This is a genomic window from Ramlibacter sp. (genome assembly GCF_050250995.1).
In the GTDB taxonomy this organism is placed as follows: domain Bacteria; phylum Pseudomonadota; class Gammaproteobacteria; order Burkholderiales; family Burkholderiaceae_C; genus Ramlibacter.
In genome coordinates this window covers 19,596-45,348 of the sequence record NZ_JBFWNP010000006.1, presented here as the reverse complement: position 1 = coordinate 45,348, position 25,753 = coordinate 19,596, and the positions used below count along the sequence as shown (strand labels likewise).

Annotated in this window: 20 protein-coding genes; 11 read left to right on the top strand and 9 right to left on the bottom strand. The window is 69.9% G+C overall.

Annotated features, from left to right (window positions below):
* Positions 1–154: 154 nt before the first annotated feature.
* On the top strand, positions 155–703 hold the full coding sequence (locus AB7E83_RS07345) for a DUF3455 domain-containing protein (protein ID WP_428567179.1): 549 nt from the start codon (positions 155–157) through the stop codon (positions 701–703).
* On the opposite strand, the gene AB7E83_RS07340 is transcribed toward AB7E83_RS07345, so the two are convergent.
* From AB7E83_RS07340 to AB7E83_RS07325, 4 genes are all read right to left on the bottom strand, one after another.
* On the bottom strand, positions 700–1,326 hold the full coding sequence (locus AB7E83_RS07340; RefSeq protein WP_428567176.1) for a response regulator transcription factor: 627 nt from the start codon (positions 1,324–1,326) through the stop codon (positions 700–702). The genes AB7E83_RS07345 and AB7E83_RS07340 overlap by 4 nt on opposite strands.
* 20 nt (positions 1,327–1,346) lie before the next feature.
* On the bottom strand, positions 1,347–3,392 hold the full coding sequence (locus AB7E83_RS07335) for an ATP-binding protein (protein WP_428567174.1): 2,046 nt from the start codon (positions 3,390–3,392) through the stop codon (positions 1,347–1,349).
* Positions 3,393–3,450: 58 nt separating this feature from the next.
* Complete coding sequence (locus AB7E83_RS07330) at positions 3,451–4,260, bottom strand: carbon-nitrogen hydrolase family protein (RefSeq protein ID WP_428567171.1); 810 nt, start codon at positions 4,258–4,260, stop codon at positions 3,451–3,453.
* Positions 4,261–4,321: 61 nt separating this feature from the next.
* Positions 4,322–8,491: a YhdP family protein gene (locus tag AB7E83_RS07325; protein ID WP_428567168.1), complete on the bottom strand. Its 4,170-nt coding sequence runs from the start codon at positions 8,489–8,491 to the stop codon at positions 4,322–4,324.
* 24 nt (positions 8,492–8,515) lie between these two features.
* Here AB7E83_RS07325 and glnE point away from each other — a divergent pair, with 24 nt between their 5' ends.
* The 5 genes from glnE (at position 8,516) to AB7E83_RS07300 (ending at position 17,458) form a co-directional block, all read left to right on the top strand.
* Positions 8,516–11,290, top strand: coding sequence for a bifunctional [glutamate--ammonia ligase]-adenylyl-L-tyrosine phosphorylase/[glutamate--ammonia-ligase] adenylyltransferase (gene glnE / locus AB7E83_RS07320; RefSeq protein ID WP_428567370.1), 2,775 nt, complete (start codon positions 8,516–8,518; stop codon positions 11,288–11,290).
* A 100-nt stretch (positions 11,291–11,390) separates the two neighbouring features.
* The gene (locus AB7E83_RS07315) at positions 11,391–12,785 is read left to right on the top strand and encodes an efflux transporter outer membrane subunit (RefSeq protein ID WP_428567165.1); all 1,395 of its coding nucleotides are present in this window, start codon (positions 11,391–11,393) and stop codon (positions 12,783–12,785) included.
* A gap of 18 nt (positions 12,786–12,803) precedes the next feature.
* Entirely contained in the window at positions 12,804–13,958 is a 1,155-nt protein-coding gene (locus AB7E83_RS07310; RefSeq protein ID WP_428567162.1) for an efflux RND transporter periplasmic adaptor subunit, read from the top strand.
* 12 nt (positions 13,959–13,970) lie between these two features.
* Positions 13,971–17,042, top strand: a complete 3,072-nt coding sequence (locus tag AB7E83_RS07305) for an efflux RND transporter permease subunit (protein ID WP_428567367.1) — start codon at positions 13,971–13,973, stop codon at positions 17,040–17,042.
* Positions 17,043–17,101: 59 nt separating this feature from the next.
* A complete protein-coding gene (locus AB7E83_RS07300; protein WP_428567159.1) occupies positions 17,102–17,458 on the top strand; it encodes a hypothetical protein in 357 nt (118 codons plus the stop codon).
* Between the two features lie 10 nt (positions 17,459–17,468).
* Here AB7E83_RS07300 and rfaE2 read toward each other — a convergent pair whose 3' ends face one another.
* Positions 17,469–17,963: a D-glycero-beta-D-manno-heptose 1-phosphate adenylyltransferase gene (rfaE2, locus tag AB7E83_RS07295; RefSeq protein ID WP_428567156.1), complete on the bottom strand. Its 495-nt coding sequence runs from the start codon at positions 17,961–17,963 to the stop codon at positions 17,469–17,471.
* Positions 17,960–18,823 (bottom strand): ferritin-like domain-containing protein, encoded by an 864-nt coding sequence (locus AB7E83_RS07290; protein ID WP_428567154.1) that lies wholly within the window; start codon positions 18,821–18,823, stop codon positions 17,960–17,962. Before AB7E83_RS07290 ends, rfaE2 begins: the two co-directional genes overlap by 4 nt.
* Before the next feature lie 65 nt (positions 18,824–18,888).
* On the opposite strand from AB7E83_RS07290, the gene AB7E83_RS07285 reads away from it, so the two are divergent.
* Complete coding sequence (locus tag AB7E83_RS07285; RefSeq protein WP_428567151.1) at positions 18,889–19,437, top strand: glutathione peroxidase; 549 nt, start codon at positions 18,889–18,891, stop codon at positions 19,435–19,437.
* 299 nt (positions 19,438–19,736) lie between these two features.
* Here AB7E83_RS07285 and AB7E83_RS07280 read toward each other — a convergent pair whose 3' ends face one another.
* Entirely contained in the window at positions 19,737–20,351 is a 615-nt protein-coding gene (locus AB7E83_RS07280; RefSeq protein ID WP_428567149.1) for a glutathione S-transferase N-terminal domain-containing protein, read from the bottom strand.
* Between the two features lie 127 nt (positions 20,352–20,478).
* On the opposite strand from AB7E83_RS07280, the gene purB reads away from it, so the two are divergent.
* Together purB and AB7E83_RS07270 are read left to right on the top strand one after the other, a co-directional pair.
* The gene (purB, locus tag AB7E83_RS07275; RefSeq protein WP_428567147.1) at positions 20,479–21,858 is read left to right on the top strand and encodes an adenylosuccinate lyase; all 1,380 of its coding nucleotides are present in this window, start codon (positions 20,479–20,481) and stop codon (positions 21,856–21,858) included.
* A 1-nt stretch (position 21,859) separates the two neighbouring features.
* The gene (locus AB7E83_RS07270; protein WP_428567145.1) at positions 21,860–22,420 is read left to right on the top strand and encodes a YaeQ family protein; all 561 of its coding nucleotides are present in this window, start codon (positions 21,860–21,862) and stop codon (positions 22,418–22,420) included.
* 6 nt (positions 22,421–22,426) lie between these two features.
* On the opposite strand, the gene AB7E83_RS07265 is transcribed toward AB7E83_RS07270, so the two are convergent.
* Positions 22,427–22,843, bottom strand: a complete 417-nt coding sequence (locus tag AB7E83_RS07265) for a DUF3717 domain-containing protein (RefSeq protein WP_428567142.1) — start codon at positions 22,841–22,843, stop codon at positions 22,427–22,429.
* A 311-nt stretch (positions 22,844–23,154) separates the two neighbouring features.
* Between AB7E83_RS07265 and AB7E83_RS07260 the strand changes: the two genes are divergently transcribed.
* Together AB7E83_RS07260 and AB7E83_RS07255 are read left to right on the top strand one after the other, a co-directional pair.
* Positions 23,155–23,862 (top strand): TerC family protein, encoded by a 708-nt coding sequence (locus tag AB7E83_RS07260; protein ID WP_428567140.1) that lies wholly within the window; start codon positions 23,155–23,157, stop codon positions 23,860–23,862.
* 39 nt (positions 23,863–23,901) lie between these two features.
* Positions 23,902–24,255, top strand: coding sequence for a phage holin family protein (locus tag AB7E83_RS07255; RefSeq protein WP_428567364.1), 354 nt, complete (start codon positions 23,902–23,904; stop codon positions 24,253–24,255).
* Here AB7E83_RS07255 and AB7E83_RS07250 read toward each other — a convergent pair.
* Positions 24,223–25,713: a M48 family metalloprotease gene (locus AB7E83_RS07250; protein ID WP_428567138.1), complete on the bottom strand. Its 1,491-nt coding sequence runs from the start codon at positions 25,711–25,713 to the stop codon at positions 24,223–24,225. The two genes, AB7E83_RS07255 and AB7E83_RS07250, sit on opposite strands and share 33 nt — an antisense overlap.
* Positions 25,714–25,753 lie beyond the last annotated feature (40 nt).

Here is a 25,753-nt window from a genome sequence, read left to right as displayed (position 1 = left end):
GCAGAGTACGGCTGGAGTGGCAGACCGGATTCGTTACGTCTCGAAACCCTTCGTCCTTCGCGGTCGAATCCGCCGGGAACGTCGCGACGTAATGCCGGGAGGGGCGCCGGGCATGCCGTGCCCCGCGTCGATCTCCACCGGAAAAGGACCCATCATGAACATTCGAAACCCCTTGCTCGTCGTCGCCACGGCAGCCGCCCTGACCGCCTGCGGCGGCATGATGCGGCAGCCCATGGCGTATTCGCAGGACACCCTGCCCGACACCGTGAAGGTCCCCTCCGGGCACCGGGTGGCCATGGAGACGGTGGGGACGGGGCAGATCACTTACGAATGCCGCGCCAAGGCCGACATGGCGGGCGCCCACGAATGGGTCTTCGTCGGCCCGGATGCCAAGCTGTGGGATCGCAAGGGCACGCAGGTCGGGCGCTACTGGGGTCCGCCGGCAACCTGGGAGAACAACGACGGCTCGAAGCTCACCGCTACCCAGGTGGCCGTGGCGCCCGCGGGCGCCGGCAACATCCCGCTGCAGCTGGTCAAGGCCAACCCGGCGATGGGCGCGGGCGCGATGCAGAACGTGAGCTTCATCCAGCGCGTCGCCACGCGCGGCGGCGTGGCGCCGGCGATGGCGTGCGGCGCGCAGAACCTGGGGCAGAAGCAGGTCGTGCAATACCAGGCCGATTACATCTTCTGGAAGCAAGGCTAGATCGATCTCAAGAGGTTGGCGAGCTCCACGGCCGACTTCACGTCCATCTTGTCGAACACGCGCGCACGGTGAACCTCCACCGTGCGTACGCTGATCGCGAGCTGGTCGGCAATGAGCTTGTTCGGCAGTCCCTTGGCGACGAGCTGCATCACGTCGCGCTCGCGGTCGGTGAGTTCGGCCAGGCGCGACTGCAGCTGCGCCTGGCCATGCCGCGCCGCGAGCACTTCGGCCGACCGCTGCAGCGCCTGCTCGATGCGGTCGACCAGCGCATTGTCGGAAAACGGCTTCTCGCAGAAGTCGAAGGCGCCGCGCTTGACCATGTCGACGGCCGTCGGCACGTCGGCGTGGCCCGTCAGGAAGATCACCGGCATCGCGTCGGCGAGGCCGCGCTCGATCAGCTTGTCGAACAGCGCGAGGCCGCTCATGCCGGGCATGCGCACGTCGAGCAGCGCGCAGCACGGATGCGTGGCGACGAAACCCTGGCCCAGCATCGCCTCGAAGCTCTCCGCGCTGTCGAACGATTCGGACAGCAGGCGGCGCGAGCGCAGCAGCCAGGCGAGCGCCTCGCGCACGCCGGCGTCGTCGTCGACGATGAATACGGTGGCGTTCGGGGCAGGTTGCATCGGGCGAATCGAAGGAGGGCTCAGCTGGCCGGCAAGGTGAATCGGAAAATAGTACCTTGCGGAACGTTGGGCTCGTAACCCAGGAATCCCCCATGCTGCTCCACGACGGTGCGGCACAGGCTCAGGCCCAGGCCCATGCCTTCGGGCTTCGTGGTGAAGAAGGGCGTGAAAAGCTGCTGCTTCACCTCGTCGGCGATGCCGGGGCCCACGTCGGAGACGGAGAATTCGACCCACTTCTTCGCCGCGCCGTCCTCGCTCCGCCCGGCCGCACGCGCCTGCAGTTCCAGCCGCGGCTCGCTCACGCGGGCCTCGTCCATCGCCTGCATGGCGTTGCGCGCGAGGTTCAGCAGCACCTGCTCCACCATCGTGCGGTCGCAGTACACCGGCGGCAGTCCGTCGGCGACGCGCACGGCCACGGGGATGCCCAGCTTGCGCGCCTGCAGGCTGACAAGCGGCAGGATCGCATCGAACAAATCGTGCGGCGGCACCGCCTCGCGTTCCTTGTCGCGCTGGCGCACGAAGTCGTGAACGCTCTTGATGACGCGCCCGGCGCGCTCGGCCTGCTGCGCGATGCGCGTCATCGCGAGTTCGAGATCGGCCGCCGCATGCGGGCTCTCGCGCAACAGGTTCATGGAGCCGGTCGCATAGCCGCTGATCGCGGCCAGCGGCTGGTTCAGTTCGTGGCTGAGCAATGACGCCATCTCGCCGACGGTCGCGAGCCGGGCGGTCGCCTGCAGCCGCTCCTGGCTCGCGCGCGAGAGTTCCTCCACGCGGCGCTGCTCGCTGATGTCGAGCACGGCGCTCATCCAGCCCGTCTGCAGGCCATGCGCGTTGATGAGCGGCGCCTCGAAGATCAGCACGGGCAGGCGCGTGCCGTCCTTGCGCATGTACACCGATTCGAAACCCTCGCGCGGGGGAACGTGGCGCGTCGTCATCCGAGCTTCCTGCCGCCGGGTGTACTCGTCGGCCAGCTCCGGCGGCCAGTAGGGGGAGGGCGCGCCACGGCCCAGCAGCTCCTCGGCCTCGAAGCCGACCATCTGGCAGAAGGCCGGGTTCACGTACGTCGCGCGGCCCTCCAGGTCGCGCGCGCGCAGGCCGGTGACGAGCGAGTCCTCCATCGCCTTGCGGAAGGCGAGCGCATCGGCGAGATCCTGCTCCACGCGCAGGCGCCGGCGCGTGTCGTGGCCGAGCATGTAGAGCACCGACAGCAGCGCGATCGACATGCCGGTGACGAGCGCGGTCAGCAGGTTCGGAAACACGTCGGGCTCCGCGCGCCAGCTGTCCATGCGCATGACCATCGTGTTGCCGGGCAGGTCGAGCAGTTGCTGCGCGGAGAAGACGCGCGCGCCGCGCCGCGCCTGCCCGTGCATCGCGAGGCGCGTGCCGTCGGCCTCGGTGAACGCGACCTCCTGCGAGCGCGTGAGCGAGGGCGCGATCAGGTTGGTGAGGATCTCGCCGAGCGCATAGGTCGCCACCACGTAGCCGGTCAGCTGCCCCGCGGTCACCTGCGGCAGGCACATCTCCATGAGCTCAACGCCCAGGCCGTCGCTCTGCGGCACGTAATAGCTGCGCGCATAGGCGGCGCCGCTCAGGCGGCGCGCCGTCGCGCAGGCCTGCTGGACGTCGCCGGCGGAGTTGGCGCGGCCGAAGCGGTCGAAGACCGGCACGCGAAACGGGCTGTCGACCGCAGCGAGCGTCGTGAGAGTCGGGTCGCGCCACTCGATGCGCACCCACTCGCGGTGCTCGCGAAGCAGCCGCTGCGCCGCGGACTCCCACTCCTGCGACGTCGGGTGGCCTGCCTGCAAGGCCTGCAGCGACTGGATGTTGCGCGTCAGGGCAGAGCGGATGTCGCCCAGCGCGTCCGCGACGTCGCGCTCGACGTGGCTCTGCGCCTGGCTCGCTTCATAGCGGCCCGCAAGCCAGACCAGCGTGGCGAGCAGCGCCACGACGAGGCCGATGAGCAGGCCCCAAAGCATCCAGCGCGTGGCGGGGCCGACGCGCCGCGGGGCCGGGGGGGCCGGGGCGGCCCCCGCTGCCGAAACGGCCGGAGCAGGCACGGCGCTCATGGGAACTGCGCCTCGCAGCGCGCTGTGCGACGCGGGTCGCCGGGCGGCCGCGCGGCCCTCACAAGACGCGATGCTCCAGGGCGGGCAGCTGGGTGCGAACCTCGGCAAGCCGTCGGGCGTCGAGCTGCGCAAGCACGACGCCGGGACTCGCCTCTTCGCGCTGCGCGAGCACTTCGCCCCAGGGGTCCACGATCATGGTGTGGCCCCAGGTGCGCCGGCCGTTCTCGTGCTCGCCGCCCTGCGCGGGCGCCACCACGTACGCGAGGTTCTCCACGGCGCGCGCGCGCAGCAGCAGTTCCCAGTGCGCTTTTCCGGTGGGGAAGGTGAATGCGCTGGGCACCAGCAGCACGTCGGCGCCGAGGCCGCGGTAGAGCTCGGGAAAGCGCAGGTCGTAGCAGACCGACAGGCCGATGCGCCAGTCATGCCCGGCGCGGTCCCTCATCGTGAACGACCGCGGCTCGCTGCCGCTTTCGATCACGCGCGATTCGTCGTAGCGTTCGCGGCCGTTGTCGAAGCGGAAAAGATGGATCTTGTCGTAGCGCGCCACGCACTCGCCGGTGGGCGCGAAGACGAGGCTCGTGTTGCGCACGTGCGCCTCGTCGCCGGCCACCAGCGGCACGGTGCCGCCCACGATCCACAGCCCCGTCTCGCGGGCCGTCTGCGCCAGGAAGGACTGCACCGGCCCCTGCCCGAAGGCCTCGCGCACGGCGAGCTTGTCGCCGTCCTTGCGGCCCATGAGGCAGAAGTATTCCGGCACGACGGCCAGCTCGGCGCCAGCGGCTGCGGCCTCCTCGAACAGGGCCCGCGCATCGCGCAGGTTCGCGTCGACCGAGGTCTTCGACACCATCTGGATTGCGGCGATCTTCATTCGGCCTCCGAGGGGAGCGGCGCAGTGCGCGAAACGACAGGCGTGGGAGTCATACGCAATGCTAGCGGCCCGCGGCTTCGCCCGCCGCGCCGCTGCTCGACGTCGGCGAGCGGTCGACCTTCGTCACGCGCGGGTCGCCCCAGGTGCCGTCGATGTGGAACTCCTGCGTCGCCGCGCGAATGAGCGGCTGGCGCAGGAACAACTGGGCGAGGAAGGTCCCGAGCCCGATCGCCGGATTGATCACCGTCGCGACGAGGGAGGCGGTTCCCGCATTGATTTCGGGCACCACCACCACCTTCAGGTCCTGCGTTTCGCGCGCGATGTCGGCCTTGCCGTCCATGAGCACCGCCGCGTTCACGCCCTTCATCTGCAGGTTGTTGGTCGTCGCGATGCCCTGCTCCACCGCCACGTCGCCGCGCACGAAGTCGAAGCTGAAGCCTTCGCTGAACACGTCGCGGAAATCGAGCGCGAGCCGGCGCGGCAGCGACTGCAGGCTGAGCACGCCAAGGAGCTTCGCCAGGCCCGGGTCGGCCTTGAGGAACTGGCCCGCCTCCACGTTGACCTTGAACGCGCCGGAAAGCGTGGGGTAGTCCAGCGACAGGGGCGAGCCGATCCACGCGAGGTTGCCGTCGAGCCGGCCGCGCCCGCGCCGCACGACCTCCTTCATGCCGAAGCGGGCGAGCAGCAGCCCCGAGTCGGCGAAGTCGAGCTGGAATTTCATCGCCGTGCGCCGGCGTTCGCCCGAGGTCCGCGGCCCCGGGCGCACGCCGCCCGGCGCGACGGGCTGCGCGTTCACCGCGGCCCAGTTGCCGCTCGCGTTGAAGGTCGCCTCGGTCGTCGTGAGCACGAGCTTGTTGAGCCGCCACTCGCGGATGCCGCCTTCGCGCTGCACGGTGCCCGCGCCCCGGTTCACCGCATCGATCTCGAGCCGGCCGAGCTTGCGGCCCATCAGCTCGAAGTCGTCGACCACGATGTCCAGCGCGGGAATGCTGTTGACGTCGTCGAGCAGCGACTCGACGTCGCCCGCCGCACCCGCGGCGATCTTGAGCCGCGCGAGCCGGGCATGCAGCCGGCCCGCGCCTGCGCCGGCCGGCTGGCGGTATTCGAGGTAGCCGTTGAACTCGTCCGCATCGACGTTCGCGCGCCAGACGAAGGCGTCGCGCGTGCCGCCGGCCACGATGTTGTGCAGCGAACGGCCCTCGACCTTCAGCGCCTTCGCGCGCACGGCGAGCGTCGTGGGGAGATAGCCCATGGCCGGCGTGGGGGCGCTGCCGCGCAAGGGCGACGCCGCGGGGGCCGGCGCGGGCGCGGGCGCGGGCGCGATGGACACCGGCGCCACGCCGGTGGCGCGCGCGAGCACGTCTTCCCATGCGTCCACGTCGAGCAGTCCCAGGTTGATGTTGGCCGCCACGCCCTGTTCGGGCATCGTCACGCTCTCGTTCGCCGCGAGGCCGACGCCCACGCTGCCGCGCAGCACGCGCGGCTCGGGCGTCGAGAGGTCGCGCAGGTAGTTGATCGATGCGAGGCGCCCGAGATCGAGCGTGAGCATCTCCTGCTGGCGCAGCGGCGAGCCCTCGGGGGCGGCGATCGCCTCGCGCGTGAGCGCGGATTCGTAGCGCAAGGGCAGCACGGCATCCGCCGCCTTGGCGAGCGGCGCGGGCAGGTTCAACGCGACGCCCTGGAGACTGCTCGTGATGAGCACTTCGGGCACGCCGCGGCGCAGCGTCAGCACCAGCGAGTACGGGACGCTGCCGGTCATGTCGTTCGCAAGCCGCGAGACGATGCCGAGCTCGCGCGACTGCCGCAGCGCCTCCGCGGTCGCCGTGCCGCTCGCCCGGAACTGCACCGCCATGTCGTTGCCCGGCAGCGCGCGCGTGCCGCCTTCGAGCCGGATGTCGCCGCCGTAGGCGCGCGCCTGGCCCCCTGCGACCTGGAAACCCTTTTCGCTGAAGCTCACGGTGCCGCGCGCGCGTGCGAGCTGCGGGCTGTCCGGCGTGATCTGCACGTCGTTGCCGGCGAGCGTGACCGTGCCCTGCACCCGCGAGTCCTCGACCTTCGCGAGCGGCAGCGACATCTGCAGCGCAACGGTCGCGTCGCCGTTGGCCCTCGCACGCGCCAGCGCCTGGTTCGTGAAGCCGGAGGCGGGCGAGGCCTGGACGACGGCGAGCGCATCGGCGAGCGGGCCGCGAACGGTCCCCGTCACCTCCACGACCGAGCGGGCGAACTGCGCGATGCGAGCATCCGCGCGGATGCCCAGGCGCGGCTGACCCGCCACCTTGCCGCTCATGTCCTTCAGCTGCATTCCGTTGCCCTGGAACACGAGCTCGCCCGACAGCTGCGTGAGCGCCGGCCACGGCAGCGGCCCCTTCTGCAGCGTGCGCGGAACGTAGGTGAAGTCGACGTCCTGCACCTTCGCGGTCACGTGGAACTCGCCCCCCTTGTCCTCGGGAAAGGGGAAGTAAGCGAGATCGCCCTTGACGCGGAATTTAGCGCCGGTGGCGACGCCCTGCTGCACCGAGTCGCGCACGTACTCGCGCGCCGCCTTGTTGACGCCCCTGGGCAGGTAGCGCCACACGCGCGCGCCATCGGCGCGCGCGATGCTCGCCTGCAGGTCGATCACGCCCGGCAGCCGCGCGGGGGACTTCGCGCCCTCGCCGTTGCGCCACGCGATGCGCGCCTCGCCCTGCGCGTCGGCATTGGCGAACTTGAGATTGGGAACGGTGATGGCCAGATGCGGCCCGTCGATCTTCCACTGCACGTCGCCCGTGAGCGACTGCATCGGCAGCACGGGCTCGTCGAACACGCCGGGGAATTCGAGCGCGCCGTCGGCGACGGCGAGCCTCGCCTTGCCGCCCGCCTGCGTGAATTCGAAATCGAGCGAGGCGCTGCGCACGCCCGGCACGCCGGCGCCGTGGGTTCCGTCGGGGCGCAGGGGGCCCGCGCGGGCGGCGATCTGCAGGCCGGTCGCGCGGCCCCGCGCCTCGTAGCTGCGCAGCGATTCGAGCGGGCCTTCCCAGCGCGCCTGCATGTTCTCGACGAGGCCGTTCGGTTCGTGCGCGGTGAGCGCCGCGTGCGTCGTCGTCGAAAGCGGCAGCCGCGTCGCGATCAGCGCGAGCGCGCCGAGGTCCACCTTGTCCGCGCGGATCTCGCCGCGCGGTAGTCCCTGCCCCTGCCCCTGCGGCTGCGACCAGGCGAGACGCAGGTTGCCGCCGGGCCAGCGCTGGCCCTCGCGCGTCTGGAACTGCAGGTCGCGCGCCTCGAATTCGAAGCCTTCGGCGTTTCGCTTCCCGCCGAGGCGGCCCGACACCTCGACGAGCCCGAGCGGCTCGAGCCGCTCGCCGAGGATCGCATCGACGTCGACCAGAGCGACGTCCGCGGTGCCGCCCGTGACCTGGCCGCGGTCGATGTCGGCCCACGCGCGCAATGCGCCGCGCCCGCGCGTGATCCGGATGCCCAGGTCCGCATGCCGCCGCAGTTGCGACAGGTCGACCTCGGCGAAGTCGCCGTGGATTTCCCCCGCCCATTCCTGCCAGCGCCCGCTGCGCAGCGTCAGCAGCGGCTGGCGGAAAATGCCGGCGACGCTGAAGCGCCGCCCCCATTCCGCGGGCGGCGTCGCGTCCAGCCGCACGCTGTGGCGCCGGCCCTGGTTGCGCACGACGAGATCGACGTCCGCGAGCGCGAGCGGCGGCGCGTCCCGCGTCTCGTCGGTCCAGCGGATGGTGCCGCCGCGAATGGCGAACTCGCTCTGCCGAAAGAACCACTCGGCCGCGCGCCCGTCGTTCTCGCCGCCGCGCGAGAGGTCGAGCCCGGCGACGTGGATCCGGCCATCGGCCGTGCGGCGGATGTCGAGCTCCGGCCGGTCGATGTACAACTGGTCGAGGTCGAGGTTCCACAGGGAGCGCGGCGACAGCGCGAACAGCACCCGCGGCAGTCGAAGGGCTTCTCGCCCCTGCGGATCGAGCAGCACGACTTCGCGCATTTCGAAGGATGGGATCAGGCCCTCGCTGCGCGCCTCGATGCTGCCGATGCGCACGGGCACCCCCACGACGCGTCGGGCTTCGGATTCGAGCAGGGGACGCAGCTCGCCGATTTTGGGTACGATGAATACATGAAGCGCACCCCATGCCAGCGCCACCAGCAGCCACAGCGCGGCGAGGAACCACAGGACCCCGCGGGCGACGACGGCATAGGTCCTCAGCGCTCGTGACGGGATCGGCGGCGACGCGTTCATGAATACTTCGAGGTGGCAGGCATTATGACCGTGGGCATGGCGCGCGGCGCTCCCGATGGCAACGGCGTTGTTACCGAAAACGCTTCGGCCGCGAGCGGATTGCCGTCGAACGAATCGCGCTTCGCGCAGCGCCTGCGGCGCCGCCATGCCGCCGACCTCGCCTTGCTCGCGCCCGGCGTGCCGCGTCGCTCGCAGATGCGCACCGCGTACGAACAGTTGCGCGCGCAGGGCCATGCGGCGCCGGCGGCGCTGCGCATCCTGCGCCAGCTCGTGCTCGAGCGGCTGCTCGCGCTCGACTGCGACGAGCAGGCGCCCCTCGCCTCGATCATCGGACCGGTGACCGAACTCGCGGAGTTCGCGCTCGACATTGCCTGCACCGAGGCGTACGCCGAACTCGACGCGATCCATGGCCCGCCGTGCGCCCCGGGCGGCGAGCGCGCCCAGCTCTGGATCGTCGGCATGGGCAAGCTCGGCGCGCGCGAGCTGAACGTGTCGAGCGACATCGACCTGGTGTACGTGTACGACACCGACGGCGACACCGCCGGCACGGCCGAAGGACGGGGCCGCATCAGCAACCACGAATACTTCGCCAAGGCCGTGAAGCACATCTACGGCGCGATCGGCGACGTGACCGAGCACGGCTTCGTGTTCCGCGTCGACCTCGCGCTGCGGCCGAACGGCAACTCGGGGCCGCCGGCCGTCTCGCTCGGCGCGCTGGAGGAATATTTCCTGGTGCAGGGCCGCGAGTGGGAGCGCTTCGCGTGGATGAAGAGCCGCGTGGTCGCGCCGCGTTCGGCGATCGAGAGCGGCTCGGCGCAGGGCCTGCGCGGCGTGGTGCTGCCCTTCGTCTTCCGGCGTTATCTCGATTACAGCGTCTTCGACTCCCTGCGCATCCTTCACCGCCAGATCCGCGAGCACGCCGCCAAGCGCGCCGCCGGCCGGCCGGAGCGCGCGAACGACGTGAAGCTTTCGCGCGGGGGCATCCGCGAAATCGAATTCATCGTGCAGCTGCTGCAGGTGGTGCGCGGCGGCCAGTTCCCCGAGCTGCGCACGCGGCCCACGCTGGACGCGCTGCAGCGCGTGGCGCAATCGGGCCTGATGGCGCAGGCGACGGCCGACGGCCTTGCGCGCGCCTACGAGTTCCTGCGGCGCGTCGAGCACCGCATCCAGTACCTCGACGACCAGCAGACGCACGTGCTGCCGATGGGATGCGACGAGGACGGCGACGGCGACCTCGGCTGGATCGCGCGCACGATGGGCTTCGCGAACTGCTGCCCCTTCCTGCACGAGCTCGACGCGCACCGCGAGTTCGTGGCGCAGGAGTTCGACACGCTGCTGGGCGGCAGCCAGGGGGAATGCCGCAGCTGCGCCGGACCCAAGTCGCGGGCGGCGCCGCCCGAGCTCGACACGCTGCTGGAAGAGTTGCCCGCGCAGTTGCGCGAACGCATCGCCGGCTGGTGCCGGCATCCGCGCGTGCAGGCGCTGCGCGACGACGCGCGCGGCCGGCTCGCGCGGCTCGTCGCCCGCACGGGACAATGGTTGCAGGAGGGCCGCGTGAGTGAAGAGGCCGCGCTGCGCATGGTCGACTGGCTCGAGCCGCTCTTGCGGCGCGAGAGCTACCTCGCGCTCCTGCTCGAGCGCCCGGGCGTCCACGAGCGGCTGCTGCGCCTGCTGGGCGCGGCGCGCTGGCCGGCGCGCTACCTGATGCAGCACCCGGGCGTGATCGACGAGCTTGCCAGCGACGCGCTGCTCACCGAGAGCTTCGTGCCGGAGGAGTTCGAGCAGGAACTGGAGCGCCGCCGCCAGTCCCTTCACATCACCGGCGAGGACGACGACGAGGCCTTGCTGAATCTGCTGCGCCGGGCGCACCATGCGGAGCTGTTCCGCACCCTCGCGCGCGACATCGAAGGCAAGCTGACGGTCGAACAGGTGGCCGACGAACTGAGTGCGCTCGCCGACTGCGTGCTGCGCATCACCGCGCGGTGGTGCTGGCAGCGCCTGAAGAACCGCCACCGCGAATCGCCGCGGTTCGCGATCATCGGCTACGGCAAGCTCGGCGGCAAGGAGCTGGGCTACGGCAGCGACCTCGACATCGTCTTCGTCTACGAGGACGCCGACGAACGCGCGCCCGAGGTCTACGCGGCCTTCGTGCGCAAGCTGATCAACTGGCTCACCACCAAGACGGCCGAGGGCGACCTCTTCGAGATCGACACCGCGCTGCGCCCCAACGGCAGCTCGGGCCTGCTGATCACCACCTTCGAGGCCTACGCGGCCTACCAGCAGAACCGGGGCAGCAACACCGCGTGGACCTGGGAACACCAGGCCATGACGCGCGCCCGCTTCGTGCTGGGCGAGGACTCGCTGCGCGCGCGTTTCGATCGCGTGCGCGAAGCCGTGATCGCCTCGCCGCGCGACACGACCTCGCTGCGGCTCGAGATCGAGACGATGCGCGAGCGCGTGAGCAGCGCGCACCCGGTGCGCGCGGGCCGGTTCGACGTGAAGCACAGCCCCGGCGGGATGGTCGACGCCGAGTTCGCGGTGCAATATCTCGTGCTGGCCCATTCGGCGCGGCATCGCGAACTCCTCGCGAACGTGGGCAACATCGCCCTGCTGCAACGGGCCGAGGCGGTCGGGCTTCTGCCGAAGGGCATCGGTCATGCCGCGGCGGACGCCTACCGCGAACTGCGCCGCGTGCAGCATCGCGCCCGCCTCAACGAGGAGCCCACGCACGTGGCGCAGGACACGCTGGCCGCCGAGCACGACGCCGTGCTCGCGCTGTGGCGCTCGGTTTTCTCCTGAGTGGCGACCCGTCACTTCCGCGATGGCGGCCTTCGATGCCGCCCTGCGATGACGGGCCTCCAATGTTAGATTTGCAGTCTTTCCCCAAAGTACCCCGGCTATGACACGCCTGCGCTCGCTCGCAGCGATTTGCGCTGCTGTTCTCCTCTCCGCCTGCGCCGCCGTCCCGCGCCCCCCGGCCACGCCCACCGCCACCCTTCCGCCGCAGTGGCACGCGCCCCTGCCGCACGACGGCAAGCTCGCCGACCTGACGGTCTGGTGGCAGCAATTCAACGATCCCCTGCTCATCGACCTGATCGACGCGGCGCAGACCGCCGCACCGACGGTGGCCGCCGCGGTGTCGCGCATCGACCAGGCGCGCGCCGCGCGCGTCATCGCGGCGTCTGCGCTGCTGCCGACGGTGGACGCGAGCGCGTCCGCGAGCCGCGGGCGGCAACCGCCATCGCCGGCCGCCACGACGATCCAGGGCGGCGCGCAGACCGCGTGGGAATACGACCTGTTCGGCGGCAAGCGCGCGACCATCGATGCGGCGGCGGCGCGCCTGCGCGGCGCGCAGGCGGGCTGGCACGACGCGCGAGTGTCCGTCGCGGCCGAGACGGGGAACGCCTACCTGGCGTATCGCACCTGCGAGCGCCAGCTCGGCGTGGCCACGCGCGATGCGCAGTCGCGCGCCGAGACCTCGCGTCTGACGCGATTGAGCACCGATGCGGGCTTCACCGCGCCCGCGACGGCGGCGCTCGCACGCGCGAGCGCCGCGGAAGCGTCGGCCCGCGCGACGCAGCAGCGCGCGCAGTGCGACATCGACGTCAAGGCGCTGGTCGCACTGAGCGGCCTGCCCGAGCCGCGCCTGCGGGAGCGGCTCGAAGCGCGCTGGACCGAGCCCGCGCAGTTCGCGATGCTCGCGCTCGCGCCGATTCCGGCGCAGCTGCTGGCGCAGCGCCCCGACGTCTACCAGGCCGAACTCGACGTCGCCGCGGCGAGCGCCGAGGTCGGCAGCGCGCGCGCCGACCAATATCCGCGTCTCACGCTGTCGGGCTCGCTCGCGATCGGCAAGGCGCGGGTGGGCGGCGAGACCTTGACGCTCGACACCTGGTCGATCGGACCGGTGGCCGTGACCCTGCCGATCTTCGATGGCGGCCGTCGCGCCGCCGCCGTGGAGGCGGCGCAGGCGCGCTATGGGGAAGCGGCGGCGGTGTACGCGGCGCGCGTGCGGCAGGCGGTGCGCGAAGTCGAGGTGGCGCTCGTCGATCTCGACAGCGCGCGGGCGCGCAGCGAGGACGCGGTGATCGCGGTCGAGGGCTATCGCGCCTCCTTCGTCGCGACCGAGGCGCGCTACCGCAGCGGCCTGGCCAGCCTGATCGAGCTCGAGGACCAGCGCCGCGTGATGCTCGCCGCCGAGACCGCGCTCGTCGCGCTGCAGCGCGAGCGCGTTGCCGCCTGGATCGCGCTCTATCGCGCGGTCGGCGGCGGGTGGGTCCGGCCCAGGCAAGGATAAGCAAGAGGAAGAAGAAGAATGACGAAGAGTTTCATGCCCCTTTCGTTCGCCATCGTGCTGCTGTCCGCGACGCTGCTCGCGGCCTGCGGCGGCGGCGACGACAAGAAGGACAAGGCCGCGGTGAAGCCGGCGCTGACCGTCACGACGACGATCCCCCAGCGTTCGATGCTGGCCGTGAAGCTCGCCGCCAACGGCAGCCTCGCGGCCTGGCAGGAAGCGAGCGTCGGCGCCGAAGTGGGCGGCTTGCGGCTGACCGACGTGCGCGTCAACGTGGGCGACGTCGTGCGCCGCGGCCAGGTGCTCGCGACCTTCGCCGCCGAGACCCCGCAGGCCGAGCTGAACCAGGCGCGCGCGAGTCTTGCCGAAGCCGAGGCCAACGCCGCCGATGCCGCGAGCAATGCGCAGCGCGCGCGCAGCCTGCAGGCCACCGGCGCGCTGAGCGCTTCGCAGATCAACCAGTACCAGACCGCGGAGAAGACGGCGCAGGCGCGCGTGGAAGCGGCCCGCGCACTGTTCCAGGCGCAGCAGGTCCGCCTGCGGCAGACGCAGGTGCTGGCGCCGGACGACGGCGTGATCTCCGTGCGCGGCGCGACGGTGGGCGCGGTCGTGGCGCCGGGGACGGAACTCTTCCGCCTGATCCGCAAGGGCCGTCTGGAGTGGCGCGCGGAAGTCACTTCCGCCGAGCTGGGACAGCTCACGCCCGGCACGACCGCGATCGTCACGACCGCGAGTGGCGCGCGCCTGTCGGGCCGCGTCCGCACCCTCGGGCCGACCGTCGATCCGCAGAACCGTGTGGCGCTCGTCTACGTGGACGTGCAGCCGCTGCCGGGGCCGGCCGCGGGCAGCGCGCGTGCGGGCATGTTTGCGCGCGGCGAGTTCGACCTCGGCGCCGTGCCCACGCTGACGGTGCCGCTGTCCTCGATCGTGGTCCGCGAGGGCTTCAGCTACGTGTTCCGCGTGAACCCGGACAACCGCGTCTCGCAGGTCAAGCTGCAGGTCGGCCGCGTCGAGGCCGACCGGCTCGAAGTGCTCGGCGGCATCGGTCCCGACGCGCGCATCGTCGCGGCGGGCGCGGGCTTCCTGAACGACGGGGATCTGGTGCGCGTGGCCGATGCGCCGGCATCCGCCGCTTCCGCCGCACCCGCCGCGCCTGCCGCGTCCGCGAAGAAGTAAGGGCCGGCCGTGATCAACGTCTCCTCCTGGTCGATCCGCAACCCCATTCCGGCGGTGATGCTGTTCGTGCTGCTCACCTTCGGCGGCCTGCTGTCCTTCAAGGCGATGAAGGTACAGAACTTCCCCGACATCGACCTGCCCACCGTCAGCGTGAGCGCGGCGCTGCCCGGCGCCTCGCCGAGCCAGCTCGAGACGGACGTCGCGCGCAAGCTCGAGAACTCCATCGCCACGGTGCAGGGGCTCAAGCACATCTACACGAAGGTGCAGGACGGCGTCGTCACGGTCACAGCGGAGTTCCGCCTCGAAAAGCCGGTGCAGGAGGCGGTGGACGACGTGCGCTCCGCCGTCGCGCGCGTGCGCGCGGACATGCCCACCGACCTGCGCGACCCCATCGTCAACAAGCTCGACCTCGCGAGCCAGCCCGTGCTCGCGTTCACCATCGCGTCGAAGCGCATGGACGACGAGGCGCTGTCCTGGTTCGTCGACAACGAGGTCTCGCGCAAGCTGCTCGCGGTGCGCGGCGTGGGCGCGGTCAACCGCGTCGGCGGCGTCGCGCGCGAGATCCGCGTGGCGCTCGACCCGCTGAAGCTGCAGGCGCTCGGCGTCACGGCCGCCGATATCTCGCGCACGCTGCGACAGGTGCAGACCGAGAGCGCGGGCGGCCGCACCGACGTCGGCGGCGGCGAGCAGCCGGTCCGCACGCTCGCCACGGTGAAAAGCGCGCGCGAGATCGGGCTGATCCAGATCGCGCTGTCGGGCAACCGCAGCATCAAGCTCGACGACGTCGCGACGATCACCGACACCATCGCCGAGCCGCGCGCCGCCGCCCTGCTCAACGGCAAGCCCGTGGTCGGCTTCGAAGTCGCCCGCAGCCGCGGCGAGAGCGAGGTGCAGGTCGGCGCGGCCGTCGTCAAGGCGCTCGACGAACTGAAGCTCGCGCATCCCGACGTCGAGCTCACGCAGGCCTTCGACTTCGTCACGCCCGTGTCCGAGGAGTACCAAGGCTCGCTCCACCTGCTCTACGAAGGCGCCGCGCTCGCCGTGCTCGTGGTGTGGCTTTTCCTGCGCGACTGGCGCGCGACCTTCGTGTCGGCCGTCGCGCTGCCGATGTCGGTGATCCCCGCCTTCATCGGCATGTACTTGCTCGGCTTCTCGATCAACGTGGTGACGCTGCTGGCGCTCTCGCTCGTCATCGGCATCCTGGTGGACGACGCCATCGTGGAGGTGGAGAACATCGTGCGCCACCTGCGCATGGGCAAGTCGCCGTACGAAGCCGCGATGGAGGCCGCGGACGAGATCGGCCTCGCGGTGATCGCGACGACCTTCACGCTGATCGCCGTGTTCCTGCCGACGGCGTTCATGAGCGGCATCGCGGGCAAGTTCTTCAAGCAGTTCGGCTGGACCGCGTCGCTCGCGGTGTTCGCCTCGCTCGTTGTCGCACGGGTGCTGACGCCGATGATGGCGGCCTACCTGCTCAAGCCGATCCACGGCGAGCATCCCGATCCGCGCTGGATGTCGGCATACCTGAAGGCGGTGCGCTGGACCATGAACCACAAGCTCGTGACCGCCGTGCTGTCGGGCCTGTTCTTCGTCGGCTCCCTCGCGCTCATTCCGCTGCTGCCCACCGGCTTCATCCCGCCCGACGACAACTCGCAGACGCAGGTCTACATCGAACTGCCTCCGGGCTCGACGCTGCGGCAGACGCTGGCGGTGGCCGAGCAGGCGCGCCTGGCCGTGATGAAGGTGCAGCACGTCAAGAGCGTGTACACGACCATCGGCGGCGGCACGGCGGGCGCCGATCCGTTCGCGTCCTCGGGCGCCGCCGAGGCGCGCAAGGCGACGCTCACGGTGCTGCTCGCGGACCGCGGCGACCGCCCGCGCAAGCAGGGCATCGAGAACAACATCCGCACCGCGCTCGAACCCCTGCCCGGCGTGCGCAGCAAGGTGGGCCTGGGCGGCTCGGGCGAGAAGTACGTCCTCGTGCTCACCGGAGAGGACCCGAATGCGCTGCAGTCCGCGGCGCTCGCGGTGGAGAAGGACCTGCGCACGATCCCCGGCCTGGGCAGCGTCGCCTCGACCGCGAGCCTCGTGCGGCCCGAGATCGCCGTGCGGCCCGATTTCGAGAAGGCCGCGGACCTCGGCGTGACCAGCGCGGCCATCGCGGAGACGCTGCGCATCGCAACGGCCGGCGATTACGACGTCGCCCTGCCGAAGCTCAATCTCGCGCAGCGCCAGGTGCCCATCGTGGTGAAACTGCAGGAGGACGCGCGGCACGACCTGGGCGTGCTGGAGCGCCTCTCCATTCCCGGCTCGCGCGGACCCGTGATGCTCGGGCAGGTGGCGACGCTCGAACTCACGGGCGGGCCCGCCGTCATCGACCGCTACGACCGCTCGCGCAACATCAACTTCGAGATCGAGCTGTCGGGCCTGCCGCTCGGCGACGTCGCGGCGGCGGTGCAGCAACTGCCTTCGGTACGCAACCTGCCGCCGGGCGTGAAGGTGGTCGAAGTGGGCGATGCGGAAGTGATGGGCGAGCTCTTCGCGAGCTTCGGCCTTGCCATGCTCACCGGCGTGCTGTGCATCTACATCGTGCTGGTGCTGCTGTTCAAGGACTTCCTGCACCCGATGACGATCCTGGCCGCGCTGCCGCTATCGCTGGGCGGCGCGTTCGTGGGGCTGCTGATCGCGCAGAAGAGTTTCTCGATGCCCTCGCTGATCGGGCTCATCATGCTCATGGGCATCGCGACGAAGAACTCGATCCTGCTCGTGGAGTACGCCATCGTCGCGCGGCGCGACCATGGCCTCTCGCGTTTCGACGCGCTGATCGATGCGTGCCACAAGCGGGCGCGCCCCATCATCATGACCACCATCGCCATGGGCGCGGGCATGCTGCCCATCGCCATCGGTTTCGGCGCCGCGGACCCGAGTTTCCGCTCGCCGATGTCGATCGCGGTGATCGGCGGGCTGATCACCTCGACGGTGTTGAGCCTGCTCGTGATTCCGGCGGTGTACCTGTTCATGGACGACACCGAGCAGTTCATAGCCAGGCAATTCCGGCGCTTCGGGAAGCGACAGGCGGCGTGACGCGGCTTGCGCCGGGCGGCGACGGATGGTGTAATGCATCGGTACTCGATTGAGAACCTATGGCCGATGACACCCTCCCCACCGCTTCGGTGGGCGACATCGACAGTTTCATTACCCTGCTTCGCTCGGCGTGTTCGGACGAACTCGTGCATCAGCGCCTCGAGAAGCTGCTGTCGATGCCCGACGAGCGTCGTCGTACATTCATCCAGAAGTGGGTGGGCGACCTGGTGATCCAGCGCGCGCCGGTCGACTTCATCCGCGCCATCGCCTGCCTGCTCGACGACCGCGTCGCCGAGAAGGCCTATGAAGTCATCTACCGCTGCGAGCGCCCGGGCCGGGCATCGGCGCCCTTCTGGTTCGCGCTGGCGTCCGTCGTCTCGGTGCTCGGCATCGCCGCGTGGAAACTGATCGCCTGATCGCCCGTCTTCAACCTGCGCGGATGCGGGTCACCAGCGCGGTCGTGGAGTACCCGTCCACGAAGGGAATCGCCAGAGAGCGGCCGCCGTAGCCTTCGACCACCCGCGTCTCCTCCAGCGTGCGCATGTCGTAGTCGCCGCCCTTCACGTAGATCTGCGGCCGCAACTCGGCGATGAGCCGCACGGGCGTGTCCTCGTCGAAGCCCACCAGCAGCGAGACGGACTCGAGCGCGGCGATGACGGCCGCACGATCGTTCTCGTTGTTCAGCGGTCGGTCGGCGCCCTTGCCCAGACGGCGGGCCGAGGCGTCGGAGTTCAGTCCGACGACCAGGCTCGCACCGAGTTCGCGGGCGCGGGCCAGATAGGTGACGTGTCCGCGGTGCAGCACGTCGAAGACGCCATTGGTGAACACGACCGGCTGCGGCAATGCGGCGACTCGCGCCGCCGCCTCGGCCCGCGCCACGATCTTGCGGACGAAGGCGGGCGCGGCGGCCGGCGGGCTCACGCCGCGCCGGGCTGCGGCGCGGCGCCGGGCGCCAGGCTCGCCTGCAGTTCCTTGCGGAAGCGGTTGAGCTCCTGCACGCTCTTGAAGCTGCGGTCCATGAGCAGGCTCATGTTGTGAAGGATGCGCTCGACCACGCGGTTCTCCCACACGGCATCGAACTTGATCTGCGTGTCGAGCCAATGCTCGAGCCACTCGGGGTTGGGCAGCCGCGACTGAATCGTGTCGCGCGGGAACAGCGCCTTGTTGACGTGCAGGTTGGTCGGGTGCAGCGCCTGCGCCGTGCGGCGTGCGCTGGCCATCAGCACGCCGACCTTCGCGAAAGCCGCCCGCGCCTCGTTGCCGAACGTGCCGATGGCGCGCTTCATGTAGCGCAGGTAGGCGCCGCCATGGCGCGCCTCGTCCTGGCTGAGGGTGGTGTAGATGTGCTTGATGACCGGCTCGGTGTGCCACTCGGCCGCGCGCCGGTACCAGTGGTTCAGGCGGATCTCGCCGCAGAAATGCAGCATGAGCGTCTCGAGCGCAGGCGCCGGCTCGAACTCGAAGCGCACCTCGTGCAGTTCCTGCTCGGTCGGCACCAGGTCGGGCCGGAAGCGCTTGAGGTACTCCATCAGCACCAGCGAGTGCTTCTGCTCCTCGAAGAACCAGATGGACATGAACGCCGAGAAGTCGCTGTCGTTGCGGTTGTCGCGCAGGAACATCTCCGTGGCGGGCAGCGCCGCCCACTCGGTGATGGCATTCATCTTGACCGTCTGCGCCTGCTCGTCCGAAAGCCTACTGGCATCGAACGCGGCCCAGGGAATGTCCTTGTCCATGTCCCAGCGGACGGATTCGAGCTGCTTGAACAATTCGGGATACAGCATGATCGTGGTTTCCTGAGCCGGGCATTTTACCGGCGAGGTATGTATATTGGGTTACGGAGGCGACGATGATCCATTTCATTTTCCTGGCCGGTGCCCTGATCGCGGGGACGATGCACGCCCCGGCGCGCGCGCAGAACGCCTGCCCCCCGAGCCTGCAGCACACCTTCCCGCGCCTGCAGGACGAAAAGCCGCAAAGCCTCTGCCAGTATGCAGGCAAGGTGGCGCTGGTGGTGAACACCGCGAGCTACTGCGGCTTCACCCCGCAGTACAAGGGCCTGGAGGCGCTTCATGCGAAGTACAAGGACCGGGGCCTCGTCATCCTTGGCTTCCCCTCCAACGACTTCGCCCAGGAAAAGGGCAGCAACAAGGAGATCGCGGACTTCTGCGAGAGCACCTTCGGCGTCAAGTTTCCGATGTTCGGCGCCTCGCATGTGCGCGGCGACCGGGCGAACCCGCTTTTCAAGCAGCTGCAGGCGCAGACCGGGGTGCGCGTGAACTGGAATTTCCACAAATACCTGATCGGGCGCGATGGCAAGGTGGTCGGCGGCTGGGGCAGCACCACGACGCCCGAGGCGCTGGCCCCGCAGATCGAGAAGCTGCTGGCCGCGAAATAGGCACCGAAAGAGGCAACGGCCCCCCGGGGGACCGTTGCCGACTCTCTGAAGAAAATTGCCGCGAAGCGCCCTGAAACGAAGTAGGGAGGGAGGGAGGAGGAGAAGAGGCGCCCCAGGATTGCATCCGGATCGACATGGATCACGGAAGGCTCCGCAGCAGCAAACTGGTGACTTGTCGTCCCTGCCCTGTTCCTGATGGAGTCCCGCGGCCGCGCAGGGGTTCCCCGAACCGACCCGCAGGCTCGTAAATTTTTGTGAACGGCCGAGCTGGCCGCCAGCGGGCCGTCCTCGCCCCGAGATCAGGCCGGCTTGGACTCGACGAAGCTCGTCCGCTGGGAAAGCTTCTCGTAGAGCTTGTTCAGGTTGGGATAGGGCGAGCGCCAGTCGATTTCCGGGAAGCGGAAATCCAGATAGCCCAGGGCGCAACCCACGGCGATGTCGGCCAGGCTGAGGTAGATGCCGGCGCAGAAGGGCTTGTCTCCCAGGCCTTGGCTCATCGCCTTCAGGCTCGCCTGCGTCTTGTCGAGCTGGCGGTCGATCCAGGCCTGCGAGCGCTGCGCCTTGGTACGCGGCGCCCAGGTCGCCTCGAGCCGCGCGAGGATCAGCGCATCGAGCACACCGTCGGCCAGGGCTTCCCAGGTCTTCACTTCGGCGCGCTCCCGCCCCATGGCCGGAATGAGCTTGCCCACGGGCGACAGGGTGTCGAGGTACTCCACGATCACGCGCGAGTCGAACAGCGCCTCGCCGCCCTCCATGACGAGGCAGGGCACCTTGCCGAGCGGATTGGACTGCGTGATGGTCGACTCGGCCGACCACACGTCCTCGAGCACGAACTGGTAGTCCAGCTTCTTCTCGGCCATCACGATGCGCACTTTGCGCACGTAGGGGCTGGTGGTGGCTCCGATCAACTTCATGGCGGGGTTCGACTTCTGTTCCGGCGGGTATCTCTTCATTCTAAGGGGAGCGGTTTTGCGCGTTGTCGCTGGGCTACGACAGGCAAGCAGGGCAAATCCCCTCTATCCCGACGCCTAAAATCCGGGCATGACTCTTTCCGCGATCTCCGCGCTTTCGCCGCTCGACGGCCGCTACGCAGGGCGCCTGGCGCCACTGCGCCCCCTCATGAGCGAGCAAGGCTACATGCACAAGCGCGTGCAGGTCGAGGTGAGCTGGTTCATCGCCCTGAGCGACGCCGGGTTCGCAGAGTTCAAGCCGCTTACGCCGGGAGCACGCACTTACCTCTTCGGCCTGGTGAAGAACTTCTCCGAGGCCGACGGCCTGGCGATCAAGGAGATCGAGAAGACCACCAACCACGACGTGAAGGCGGTCGAATACTGGATCAAGTCGAAGTTCGACGCCCGCCCCGAACTCCAGTCAGCCAGCGAGTTCGTCCACTTCGCCTGCACGAGCGAGGACATCAACAACACGAGCCATGCCCTGCAGCTGAAGGGCGCGCGCGACCAGGTGATCCTGCCCACGCTCGACGCCGTGATCGCCCGTCTGCGCGCGCTCGCGCACGAGCACGCGGAGGTCCCCATGCTGAGCCGCACGCACGGCCAGACCGCGAGCCCCACGACCGTGGGCAAGGAGATCGCGAACGTGGTCGTGCGGCTCGCGGCGGCGCGCGAAAAGATCGCCTCGGTCAAGCTGCTGGGCAAGATGAACGGCGCGGTGGGCAACTACAACGCGCACCTCTCGGCCTGGCCCGACTTCGACTGGGAGGCCTTCAGCCGCAAGGTCGTGGAGTCGCCCGAGCCGCTCGGGCTCGGGCTCACGTTCCAGCCGTACAGCATCCAGATCGAGCCGCACGACTACATGGCGGAGCTGTTCGATGCCGTTGCGCGCGCGAACACGATCCTCGTCGACTGGTGCCGCGATGTCTGGGGCTACATCAGCCTGGGCTTCTTCAAGCAGAAGCTGCGCGAGGGCGAGATCGGCTCGTCCACCATGCCGCACAAGGTGAACCCGATCGACTTCGAGAATGCCGAAGGCAACCTCGGCCTGGCGAACGCGCTGCTGCGCCACCTGTCGGAAAAGCTGCCGGTCTCGCGCTGGCAGCGGGACCTGACCGATTCGACCGTGCTGCGCAACATGGGCGTGGCACTCGGCTACGCGGCCCTGGCCTACCACTCCCTGGCGACCGGCCTGGGCAAGCTGGAGCTCAACCGCGAAGCGCTGGAGGCCGACCTCGACAACGCCTGGGAAGTGCTGGCCGAGCCCATCCAGACCGTCATGCGGCGCTACGGCGTGCAAGGCGCGTACGAGAAGCTCAAGGAGGTCACGCGGGGCAAGCGCGTGCGGCCGGAGGATCTGCACGGACTGATCCGGTCGCTGGAGATTCCTGCGGCGGAGAAGGACCGCCTGCTCGCGATGACACCCTCTTCGTACATCGGGAAAGCGGCTGAACTGGCCCGCCGCTGCTGACGTGGCCATCAAATCCACCATCTTCAAGGCGCAGCTCGCCGTGGCCGACATCGACCACGCCTACTACGCCGACCATGCGCTGACGCTCGCCCGCCACCCGAGCGAGACCGACGAGCGCATGATGATTCGCCTGGCAGCGCTCGCCTTCAATGCCCACATGCTCCAGACCGTGTGCGGCGGCGACGGCACGCTCGCATTCGGCGCGGGCCTCTCCGACCCCGACGAGCCCGACGTCTGGCTGCGCGACTTCACCGGCGCCACCCGCCTGTGGATCGAGGTGGGGCAGCCGGACGACGGCGCCATCACGCGCGCCTGCCGAAAGGCAGACACGGTGATCGTCTATGCGTTCCACCATGCCGCGGAGGTCTGGTGGCGGGGAATCGAGACCAAACTCACGCGGCTGGACAACCTGTCCGTGTTCCGCATCCCGACCGAGGCGTCGCAGGCGCTCGCCGCCTTCGCGCAGCGCACGATGCAGCTGCAGGCGACGCTGCAGGAGGAAACGCTGATGCTGGGCGACGAAAAGCGCCACGTGGACCTGGAGCCGGTCCGCTGGAAGTAGCGGTGCTCAGGCGCCGGGCGGCGCCGGCGCCCGCTCCGCGTAGCGGTTGAAGCGCCACGCCGCGCCCGACAGGGTGATGCGGTGCCACACGTCGCGCTTGGCCGCCGGCGTCATCTCCGTCCAGTGCCGCACTTCCTCGAAGGTGCGCCCGCAGCCCTTGCACACCGCGTCGCCCTGGCTGGTCGAACAGATGGCGATGCAGGGCGTGTCGGGCTGGGACGCGTACCAGGCCATCCACGCCTCGTAGGCCTTGGGCGGGAAGCCGCGCTCGTCGGCCTCGTCTTCCCGGTGGTACACCATCAGCGCATACACCTCGGCCAGGGCGCGCAGCTCCGGCGCCAGCGTCACGCCGTCGGGCGAGGGCTTGCGCTCGCGCCACCAGTTGATGGCGGCTTCGACGTCGGTGATGTGGATGGCGGCCATGGCGGTGGGCGGGCGGGGGGCCATGATACCGTCGGCCGGTGCGTGACAAGATGTAGGGTTCCGTGGTCTAATTCCCCCCGCGAAGGGGAGTAGCTCCCTCCCGCGCGTCATGCGCGGGTCCACGACAGGTCGTCAATACGAGGCTCGCGCCTCCGGCCTGTTGGGCACGGTCCGCCGGCCGAGCAAGACCTTCGATACGAGCCCCTTGCGGGGCCTCGGTCGAAGGTGCATGGGTTTCGCGTTTCCAACCCCCGCGCACATTCGCCGTCGTCCGCATCGGGTGCATGCATTTGCAACCCGGAGCCTATCGAATGGAATTCATGTCCGCGCCCTGGTGGTCAGCCCTGCTGGCCATCATCCTCATCGACCTTGTCCTGGCCGGCGACAACGCGATCGTCATCGCGCTCGCCGCGCGCAACCTGCCGCCGAACCTGCAACGCAAGGCCATCGTCTGGGGCACCGTCGGCGCCATCGCGGTGCGCTCGGTCATGACGGTCGGCGTCGTATGGCTGCTCAAGGTTCCCGGACTCATGCTCGTCGGCGGACTCGGCCTGCTCTGGGTGGCCTACAAGCTGATCGCGGAAGACGGCGGCGGCGAGGACCACGGCCCCGCGGCCACCACGTTCTGGGGCGCGATGAAAACCATCGTGATCGCCGACGCGCTCATGGGCGTGGACAACGTGCTTGGCGTCGCCGGCGCGGCGCACGGCTCGTTCGACCTCGTCGTGATCGGCCTGCTCATCAGCATTCCCATCGTGGTGCTGGGCAGCAAGGTGGTCCTGAAACTCGTGGAGCGCTTCCCCCTCATCATCCAGGCCGGCGCAGCCGTGCTGGCGTTCACCGCCGCGAAGATGATCGTCAGCGAGCCCATCCTCGACGCCGTGTTCGACCCGCCCGAGATGATCCACACCGCCGCGCGCTGGGGCACCTACGCCCTCGCGATCTTCGGCGTGCTGGCCGCGGGCGCGTTCGCCGCGCGGCGCCGTCCGGCGGCGTCGGCGACCCCGACGGCCGACTGAGGCGATCGGGGCCGGGCTCGGTTATCCTTCTTCGCCATGGTGAAGCTCCTGGTGAAATGGGGACTGAGCGCCTCGGCGCTGCTGTTCGTGGCCTACCTCTACAGCGGCGTCGAGGTGACGAGCTTCGGCTCGGCGCTTCTCGCCGCGTTCGTGATCGGCCTGCTCAACGCGTTCGTGCGGCCCCTGCTGGTGGTGCTGACGCTGCCCGTCACGATCCTCACCCTCGGGCTCTTCCTCTTCGTCATCAATGCCTTCGTGTTCTGGGCCGCGGCCAGCCTGCTGGACGGCTTCCAGGTGCGCGACTTCGTCGCGGCGCTGGTCGGCTCGCTGATCTACACCGTGCTCGGCATCGTCATCGAATCAGCGCTCGAGCGCCTGTTCGCGAAGAAGTGACTCCACCTGCCGCGTCCGGGTGTCGATGATCGACGCCTCGATGTGGTCGGTGGCGCCGCGCCGAATCAGTTCCTGAGCGGCCTTCAGGCGGTCGATGGCGGCCGCGTAGTCGAGCTCCGCCACTCGCCCTTCGGCCTCGGCACGGATCGACCGCAAGGCCTGTCCCTGCGCCGCATACGCCTGGGCGAGCAACTGCCACGCCGTCGCGTCGCGCGGCCAGGTCGCGACCCAGGTCTGCAATTGATTCGTCGCCTCCGGAATGCGCCGCGCCGCGAGCCGCGCCTGCGCGACGAGCAGGGCCTCGGGCCGCGCGGACGACGCCGTGTCGAGCGTGGCCAACGCTTTCGAAGGGTCGCCCGCCGCCAGCGCGATCTCGGCGCCGAGCAGGCGAGCGAGGCGCGCGCCAGCGGGGTCGCCGGCGGCCACCGCGCCCAGGCGCGCGAGCCAGGTCTGCGCCGCCGCCCCATCGCGCAGGCGCGACGCCGCGAGCGCGGCTGCGTACAGCACGCCGGCCTGCCGCGACGGCGCAAGGCTCGCGAACGTGCCCATGTTCGGCTCGCCCAGTTGCGCGCGCAGCGCATCCACGTTCGGATTCGAGATCACGCGGGCGCGGCCGGCCATCATCGCGTGCTCGAAGGTCGGCGCGGCCGCGGGCGCGCGCGGCAGCAATTGCTGGCGCGCCTGCATGTCGGCGATGCGCTCCGTGTTGATGGGGTGCGTGCGCAGATAGGGGAACGCGCCGAAGTCGTTGTGGCGCGCGGCCTGCTGCAGCTTCTCGAACATGCCCACGAAGCCCTGCGGCTCGAAACCGGCCTGCGTGAGCACGCCGTAGCCGATGCGGTCGGCCTCGCGCTCCATGTCGCGCGAGAAGTTCAGCTGCCCCTGTGCCGCCGCCGCCTGGCTGCCCGTGATGATCGCGTTGCCCGCCTCCGGGCTCTTGCTCGCCGCAAGCGCGCCGAGGATCATCGCGCCGATGACCCAGGGCGTCTGCCGGCTCTGCTGCGTCATCATCCGCGCGATGTGGCGCTGCGTCACGTGGCTCAGTTCGTGCGCGAGCACCGACGCGAGTTCGTCGCGCGTGGCCGTGACGGCGATGAGCCCCATATGCAGCCCGAGCCAGCCGCCCGGCAGCGCGAAGGCATTGATCGTGCGGTCCTTGCCCAGCAGCACCTGCCAGGCGAAGCGTTCGTCGAGTTCCGGCGTGAGGTCGCCGCGCGTGCGCGCCGCCGCCAGCAGCGGCTGCCAGATCTTCTGCACGTACTCGACGACGATGGGGTCGTCGATGTAGTCGTGGTCGCGAAAGAGTTCGCGCGCGATGCGCTCGCCCATCCTGCGTTCGGCCGCGACGCTCATGTCGCCGTCGCCGCCACCCAGCGAGGGCAGGGGCGTCTGCGCCGAAAGCGGCAAGGCCAGCAGCGACATGGCAAGCAAGGCGGCGGCTGTCCTGGACCCGGTCATGCCCGTATCATGCGCGAGATGGGTAAAGCCGGGGTGAAGG